A 7842-nucleotide genomic window follows, 5' to 3' on the forward strand; every position below is an offset into this window, starting at 1 on the left:
TACTCGGGCTGCTGTTCTTGACCGAAGGCTAGAAGTCTCAAAGCGGGCCGCTTGACCACCACGTTTTGCCCACTCCCAAAAGCCAGAGAAAGGGAAGCCCGGGTGCCGGGCTTGAAAGGATAGAGAGAGCCTCATCCGGGTCCGGCGTGAAAAGGATGCTGACCATGGCCAAGACCACGACCCGCCAGAAACCCGCCACCTCAAAGAAGACCGAAGCCGCCAGATCGGCAACGCCTGACGGCGTTGCCGATATCCGGATGATCCCGCTCGACCAGCTGGAGCCGAGCCAACTCAACGTCCGCAAAGTCGCCGCGAGCGCTAGCGACGACGCTGAGCTTCTTGCCAGCATCCGCGAGACCGGCATCAAACAGAACTTGGTGGTTCACGCACTTTCCGAGACACGTTTTGCGGTCGATGCCGGAGGTCGCCGCTTCAAGGCGCTGAGGCAGCTTGTCGAAGACGGCGTGATCCCCGCAGACCACTTGATACCCTGCCTCGTCGAGGACGAGTGCAACGCTGTCCTCACCTCCGCCACAGAAAACCTCCAGCGCGCGGCGATGCACCCGGCCGACCAGTTCGAAGCATTCGACAAGATGATCGCCGAAGGCCGCAGCGAAGACGAGATCGCGCTGAAATTCGGCGTCTCCGTCGACCTGGTGCGCCGCCGCCTCAAACTCGCCCGTGTTGCGCCCGAAATCATCGAGCAGTTCCGCGCGGGCGATCTGACCCTCGAATGTGTGATGGCGTTCACGCTGACCGACGACCATGATCGCCAACTGGCAGTCTGGAACGCGGTGAAGGGCGGCTATCACATCCATCCGCAGAGCATCAAACGCCAGCTGACCGAGACGGCGCATTCGGCGAACTCAGCCCTCGGGCGCTTTGTCGGCATCGAGGCATATGAGGCGGCGGGCGGTGTTCTGCTGCGCGATCTCTTCGATGATCGTGCCAGCGCTCATATGGAGAACCCCGAGCTCCTGGAGCGTCTTGCTATTGAGAAGCTTCAGGCTGCGGCCAAACCCTTCGAGGCGGCTTGGAAATGGGTCGAGGTTCATCTCTCGGTGGATTACGGTGCGTTTCGCAGTTTCGGGCGGGTCTATCCGCAGGACATCGACCCCGATCCGGACCTGCTCGCAGAAGAGGAACGTCTGATTGCACGCGAGGAAGAACTCGCCGCGCAAAATGACGGTGAGGACTGGACTGACGCGGAGACCGAAGAATACTACGCCATTGAGCCGCGTCTGCGCGAGATCGAGGCCCTGCAGCGAGAGCGGCAGCCCTACGCAGACGCAGATCGCACCATCGCCGGTGTCGTTCTGACCATCGGTCATGACGGGGCGCTTCGGGTCGAGAAGGGCCTCGTGCGACCGGAGGATATTCCTGCTGCGCCGGAACCCGACGAGATCACCGAAAATGCGGATGGCGCCCCCTCCCCTGCCCGGCCACAGGTGACGCCGCCGACCTCCTCCACACCGGTGCCAACCTCCGATCCTGCCGCGACGTTGCGCAAGGCGGACGGGATTTCGGCGAGCCTGGCGGATGATCTGCGCGCGACGCGTCAGCATATCCTCAGGGCGCATCTGGCGGCGGATTTCGAGGTGGCGTTCGATGCGATGCTCTACGCGCTCTGTGAGCAGGCTTTGGGGCGGTCCTACAACAACGAGGCGCTCGAAATCTCGATCCGGCCCTTTCAGGCGCAAAACCGTGAGGTGTTGCATGCGGATACGGTCGCCCAGAAGATGCTCGAAGCGCTGGAACAGGATCTCGCTACGGACTGGATGACGCTGGAGAAACCCGAGGACTTCCAGGCGATGTCTGCGCTGCCCCTTGCCGACAAACAGGCGCTTTTCGCCTGGGCGACGGGTCTGGCGGTCAAGCCGCAGCTCTCCTCCGACAATCGCCCCTCTCCGATCATCGAGGAGATTGGCGCGCGGCTCGATGTCGATGTGGCGGCCTGCTGGCGCCCGACCGCTCAGAATTACTGGGGTCGGGTCAACAAGGGCCATGCCGTGGCCACGGCGCGCAAGCTCATCGGCGACGACTACGCTGAGGATCGCAATCGCGAACGCAAGGGCGATTTCGCGGCAGCGATGGAGCGGGCTTTCGCGGAAACGGCCGGCGAGACGGAAGGTTTTGACGCGGCCACGGTCGCAAGGACGACGCGCTGGCTGCCTGACGGGATGGTGTTTGCTGGTGCGACGGAGGCGGTTGCCGACATGAGTAACGTTGCGCCCGAGGCGGGGGAAGGCGACATGCCCGCCGCAGACGCGCTGGCCGAGACGGAGAATGAGGAACCATCGTCCTTGCCCGCCTTCCTCAGCGGGGATGCCGCCTGACGAAGCAAACACCGATCTGATTGCCACATGAACTTTGGGCCGTCCTCACATTGAGGGCGGTCCTTTCCGGCTGACGGGTTGCCTACAGCCGATATCGGATCGGCTGGCCCGTCCCGGAGATGTCCCATGACCACCACACTCGATCTTGATCCCGTTCGGGAAGCCGCACGCATCGCCGCGCAGAATGATGCGTTTCGACGTTCCATCCTCGGCGCTACCCCGGTCGCCGATGCCCCGCGGGGCCAGTTCGTGATGACACGCGGCGTCGCGGCGCTTGGGCCCGACGCCCAACTAGACCTCACCCGCCGCGTCGCCGCGTTCGACGTGTTCAATGCCGACAGCGACCCGCAGGGTTGGCACGAGATGGGGGTCATCGAATTCAATGGCACGACAGTCTGGTTCAAGGTCGATCTGTATGACACCGACTACCAATACGGCTCGCCTGAGCCCTCCGATCCCGCACAGACGCGCCGGGTTCTGACCCTGCTGCTGCCGTCGGAATACTGACGACCCCGCTCCCCCAACACCGCCCCGGACCGCCCTTGCACAAAGGGCGGTCCTTTCGCGCTGGCGGGTTCAAAGGGGCGCGATGGTTGCGTCCCGCCCGCCGCAGGAGACCAGATATGGCCAAAACGATCGACTACGAGATCACGCTGCATCCCGCCCACCGTGATGGCGCCTTCGTTGTTACCCAGTTCCAGATGATTGCGAGCTACCCCGAGAAGCGCATCCAGGCAGCGGGCATGGATGACCTCATCGACCAGGTGACGCAGTTCGCGATGGAGCACGGCGAGAGCTGCAGCGCTTCGGTGCGTTGCCTCGCTCCGCGCAAACCCCCTGGGTTCAAGCGCGCGACCGAGAACCTCTATTTCAATCTGGTTGAACGAACGGCTGAGAAACGCGGCGACGCTGCGGCCTGAAGCCCCCAGCAGGAAACCTCTGGGGCGGCCTCGCGTAATGGTCGCCCTCCCCTCTCCCAATTCCAAAGGACAAAAGACATGACACAAGCGACTGATTTCTACGCGCAGATGCTCGACTCCCAGAGACGTGCTGCCGAGCAGCGGGTCGAGACCCGCGCGGCGCTCCTTACCGAGCTGCGTGCCATTGGTGTGACGAATATCGAGGTGCAATACGAAGGCTACGGCGATTCCGGCAATGTCGAGGATGTCGTCGTGGCCCCTGACACGGTCACACTGAAGGACGAGTTGCGGCGCCGTGTCGAAGATTTCGGCTGGGACTTCGCCTATGGGCTGAGCCCGGGTTTCGAGAACAACGAGGGTGGCTATGGCGAACTGACTTGGTCGCTTGAGGCGGACAAGATCGATGTCAGCCACTCGAACCGCTATATCGAGACCGATACCACCGAACACGAGGGGCTCTGACATGGCGCATCCCCTTCACCACGCCGAAAGCTCGGCCCGAAAGTTCGGCGGTGTTCCAGATGATTACCAACATGTGCATGACTGGTTTGACTCATCGAAAGAGCACCTGGCCCTCTTCGTCCACAGAGCCTATCGCCACCATACAGCAGGGATCTATGATGCCCAACGGATATTTGGCCACAGCCTGACCAACAGCGCGGGCCGGGTCGTCCCGATCCGCTGGATCGGCGAGCAGCATGTGCGCGAGGACTGCCAGGGGCGGATCCCGTCGCTGGCGGACTGGCTCGGACGCATTCAGCCGGAGCCGTGGATGGCCAATGGCCGGATCGACAACGACCCGACGCAGATCGGCAGCGATCCGCGCGCGGTCTGGTTCGAGGCGGTGGTCAATCACCAGACCATTCTCGGGTTTGAGGATTGGCTTCTCAAGGTCTCGGTCGAGCACGTCCAGCATCGCCTGAACCGCGCCGCCGCCTGATCGGCCGGGCGGCAAACTCACCAACCACCTGACCACGTCGCAATCGACCCGACTGCGCCTTAATCGGCCTGGCGGGTCGATTGCGTTTCAAGAAAGGAAATCGGCATGCACGACCCCGTCTTTGAGGAGGCCTACCAAGGTCACACCATCAAGATCTACTATGACCCCGATTCTGAGAGCCCCCGGGAATGGTGCAACCTCGGAACGCTGATCTGTTGGCATCGGCGCTATCGGCTGGGTGACAGCCACCAGTTCGACAGCCCTGAGGCGTTTCTGCGTGATCTCTCGGGCGTCTCGGATCAGAGTGATCTCTCGATGGACCAGCTGCGGGACCGCGCCGAGCGCAAGGCGATCACTCTGCCCGTGTTTCTCTACGATCATTCCGGCCTCGCGATGAACACGATCGGGTTTCATTGTCCGTGGGATTCTGGCCAGGTTGGCTATGTGTATGTGACGCTTGAGGCTGTTCGGAAGGAGTTCGGCGTGAAACGCGTCACCAAGGCGCTGCGTGAAAAGGCTAAAGACATCCTGCGTGGCGAAGTTGTCAGCTACGACGCCTATCTAGGCGGCCGGGTCTATGGCTATGTCATTGAGCAGGACGGCGACGAGATCGACGCCTGCTGGGGATTCGTCGGCGACTATGAGACGGGCTGTTTGCCCGAGGCGCGACAGGCTGTGCCAGTACGGTCGCCTGGTCAAACACCCCAGTCCACTTCCGCTCAAGCGCAGGCTCACCCTTAGGAACCGGCACAGGTGGCATACGCTCCCTTTCTTGCGGCAATCCCAATTGGCCTTGGATTGCTGCAATGCAGAATTGTCAGGACCCGACTATTGTGCGGTCGCAGCATGATCACTATGTTTCGAATGCGATCGGTTCTCTCCTCCTCCCTGAGCCGATCCGGAATGATCGGCGGCATCCACCTCTTCGCGGATGCCGCCTTTTTCTTTTTCAGAGCTCTTCCTGAAGGTGTCTGGGTGCGTACGGCTACCGAGCGATCGACGACGTGCCCGTTTCGGATGCGCAGGCCGCAAGCCGCCCAAAACTTCGGCGAACTGGTAATGCGTCAAGCTGACAAGGGCCTCCGCGACAGCGTCCACAGCCCAACCCCCAGATTCTGGGGATAACTTTCCGCTGCCGGGGCGGAGTCCAGCACTCCCATGAAAGAGCGAGAGGCAGGGCGGGAGGGGTGACCCCTCCCGGGTGAGAGAGTGCGCACGGGGCTTGGGGCCAACCCTCAACCCCGGAGATCACCGATGAACGCTCACCCCCATTCCGCCCCGCTTGCGCCCGAGGCCGAGGCCCCTGCCCGCCCGGAAGCCTTGCGCTTCTCCCACAACCTGATCCAAGCTGCGAGGACCCTCGTCCCCTTGTTCGAGGTGGGCCGACCCATCGACGCTGCCGCCCTGCGCGCCGCGATGGAAGATGCTTTCGGCGCCAGCGACACCAGTGGCGCCTGGGTCTGGAAGGACGCCTATGAGGCGACCGAGGTCGCGCAGATCCTGATGCTTTCGCGTTACGGCGCATTGATGCAGCGCCAGGCCGCCTCACCGCAGGCCTTCCTCACCATGATCGAACGTCTCGCCAGTTTGGCCCCGTCCCACACGCGGCGTTCTGAGGACAGCGTGCGTTTGCAACAATTTTCCACTCCATTGCCCCTTGCGGCCATCGTTGCGCAGGCGGCGGGGTTTCGTGCCGAAGATCTTGTGCTCGAGCCCTCGGCTGGCACCGGGATGCTGGCGATCTTCGCCCGGATCGCAGGCGCGCACCTGGCGTTGAATGAACTTGCCGAAACCCGCCGCGCCTTGCTGGGACAGCTGTTCCCCGATGCCGCGGTCTCAGCCCACGATGCCGCGTCGATCGACGACCGTCTTGATCGGTCGATCACGCCCTCTGTCGTCGTGATGAATCCGCCATTTTCTGCGGCCAACCATGTCGAGGGTAAGTTCCGGCAGGCCACCAGTCAGCACGTTCTGTCCGCCTTGGCACGCCTTTCGCCGGGCGGGCGTCTTGTCGTCATCACTGGCGAGAGTTTCAGGGCATCGACGAAATCCTTCCAGTCGACGTTTCAGCGGATTGGCCAGAGCGCCGATGTGGTGTTTTCCGCCGCGATCGACGGCAAGGTCTTCGCGCGGCATGGCACCACGATCGACACGCGGTTGACGGTGATCGACAAGCGCGCGGCTGGCGCTGAAGCGACCGCGCCGGTCGACATAGAGGCCGCCTATCATCCTATCTGCGTGACCACGGCCGATCTTCTTTCCGCAGTTCTGACCCACTGCCCGGAGCGACGCAGCCCCCCGCCCTGCCCCTCCAGTACGGCCCTGTCGGTCCCGTCTCGCCCTACCCGCACCAACCTCCACGCCCTGCGCAACGCCGCCCGCAAGGAAACCCGCGCTCTCGCCGAGGAACGCGCGAAACATCCCTTTGACGACATCAAGACAGCACCGCTCGAATACCTGCCGAAAGCCTGGAGCGAACCCGAGGGCGCGTTGCAGGACACGGTCTACGAGGCATATGACCTTCAGGCGATCCGGATCGATGGTGCGGCTGAACACCCAACCGCGCTGGTGCAATCCGCCGCCATGGCCTCAGTGCCGCCACCCGTGCCGAGCTACCGTCCCGTTCTGCCGAAGAGCCTTGTCGCAGACGGGCTTCTCTCCGCGCCGCAGCTCGAAAGCGTCATCTACGCGGGCAATGCCTACGAGACGCATCTCAAGGGTTGGTTCAAGCGCGGCGAGATCGAAGGCCAGCTGATGGCAGCTGTTGAGGGCGACGAGGGTGCCTTCCGTCTGCGCAAGGGCTGGTTCCTTGGCGATGGTACGGGCTGCGGCAAGGGACGGCAGGTCGCGGGCATCATTCTCGACAACTGGCTGCAGGGGCGCCGACGGGCGGTCTGGGTCTCGAAGAGTGACAAGCTCATCGAAGATGCGCGTCGCGACTGGATGGCGCTCGGCGGACGTGAAAGTGATATCGTGCCGCTCTCGAAATTCCGCCAGGGCAGCGACATCCGTCTCCCTGAAGGCATCCTCTTCGTCACCTATGCCACGCTGCGTTCGGCAGAACGCGAGGGCAAAGCATCCCGCCTCGATCAGGTGACGTCCTGGCTCGGCGACGGGTTTGACGGGGTCATCGCCTTCGACGAAAGCCACGCCATGGCGAATGCCGCCGGCGAAAAGTCCGACCGCGGTGACAAAAAGGCCTCCCAGCAGGGTCTTGCGGGCCTCGCGCTTCAAAACGCCGTTCCTGATGCCCGCGTGCTCTACGTCTCGGCCACGGGGGCGACGGTCGTCGGCAATCTCGCCTATGCCTCCCGCCTCGGGCTCTGGGGCACCGGGGATTTCCCCTTCGTGACGCGGGCAGAATTTGTCGCCGCGATGGAGGCCGGGGGTATTGCGGCCATGGAAATGATCTCGCGCGACCTGAAGGCGCTTGGGCTCTATCTCGCGCGGTCCCTCTCCTATGCCGGCGTCGAATACGAGATGCTGGTGCATGAGCTGAGCCCCGCCCAGATCGCCATCTACGACAGCTACGCCGACGCCTATCGCACATTATGCGCAGCTGCGCATAAGATGGCTAATCGCGAGGACGCGATAATGCGAAGGTGTCCGGGATTCATTTTTGTTTTCCTTGGCTTCTGGATATCGG

General features: G+C 62.9%; 7 protein-coding genes. All 7 read left to right on the top strand.

Annotation, left to right across the window (positions count from 1 at the left end; translation table 11 throughout):
* Window positions 1–164 precede the first annotated feature (164 nt).
* A complete protein-coding gene (locus tag OE747_RS24210) occupies window positions 165–2336 on the top strand; it encodes a ParB/RepB/Spo0J family partition protein (protein ID WP_318527340.1) in 2172 nt (723 codons plus the stop codon).
* Window positions 2337–2462: 126 nt separating this feature from the next.
* Entirely contained in the window at window positions 2463–2843 is a 381-nt protein-coding gene (locus OE747_RS24215; protein WP_263831002.1) for a DUF3768 domain-containing protein, read from the top strand.
* 116 nt (window positions 2844–2959) lie between these two features.
* Window positions 2960–3256: a hypothetical protein gene (locus OE747_RS24220; RefSeq protein ID WP_263831003.1), complete on the top strand. Its 297-nt coding sequence runs from the start codon at window positions 2960–2962 to the stop codon at window positions 3254–3256.
* A 78-nt stretch (window positions 3257–3334) separates the two neighbouring features.
* On the top strand, window positions 3335–3718 hold the full coding sequence (locus tag OE747_RS24225) for a DUF6878 family protein (RefSeq protein ID WP_263831004.1): 384 nt from the start codon (window positions 3335–3337) through the stop codon (window positions 3716–3718).
* A 1-nt stretch (window position 3719) separates the two neighbouring features.
* Complete coding sequence (locus OE747_RS24230; protein WP_263831005.1) at window positions 3720–4196, top strand: DUF6915 family protein; 477 nt, start codon at window positions 3720–3722, stop codon at window positions 4194–4196.
* A 105-nt stretch (window positions 4197–4301) separates the two neighbouring features.
* Window positions 4302–4937 carry a hypothetical protein gene (locus tag OE747_RS24235; RefSeq protein WP_263831006.1) on the top strand — a complete coding sequence of 212 codons (636 nt, stop codon included), beginning with the start codon at window positions 4302–4304 and terminating at the stop codon, window positions 4935–4937.
* Window positions 4938–5450: 513 nt separating this feature from the next.
* A partial coding sequence (locus OE747_RS24240; protein WP_263831007.1) for a strawberry notch-like NTP hydrolase domain-containing protein occupies window positions 5451–7842 on the top strand: 2392 nt, incomplete at its 3' end.

This window comes from Ruegeria aquimaris, assembly GCF_025751555.1.
Lineage (GTDB): Bacteria > Pseudomonadota > Alphaproteobacteria > Rhodobacterales > Rhodobacteraceae > Ruegeria_B > Ruegeria_B aquimaris.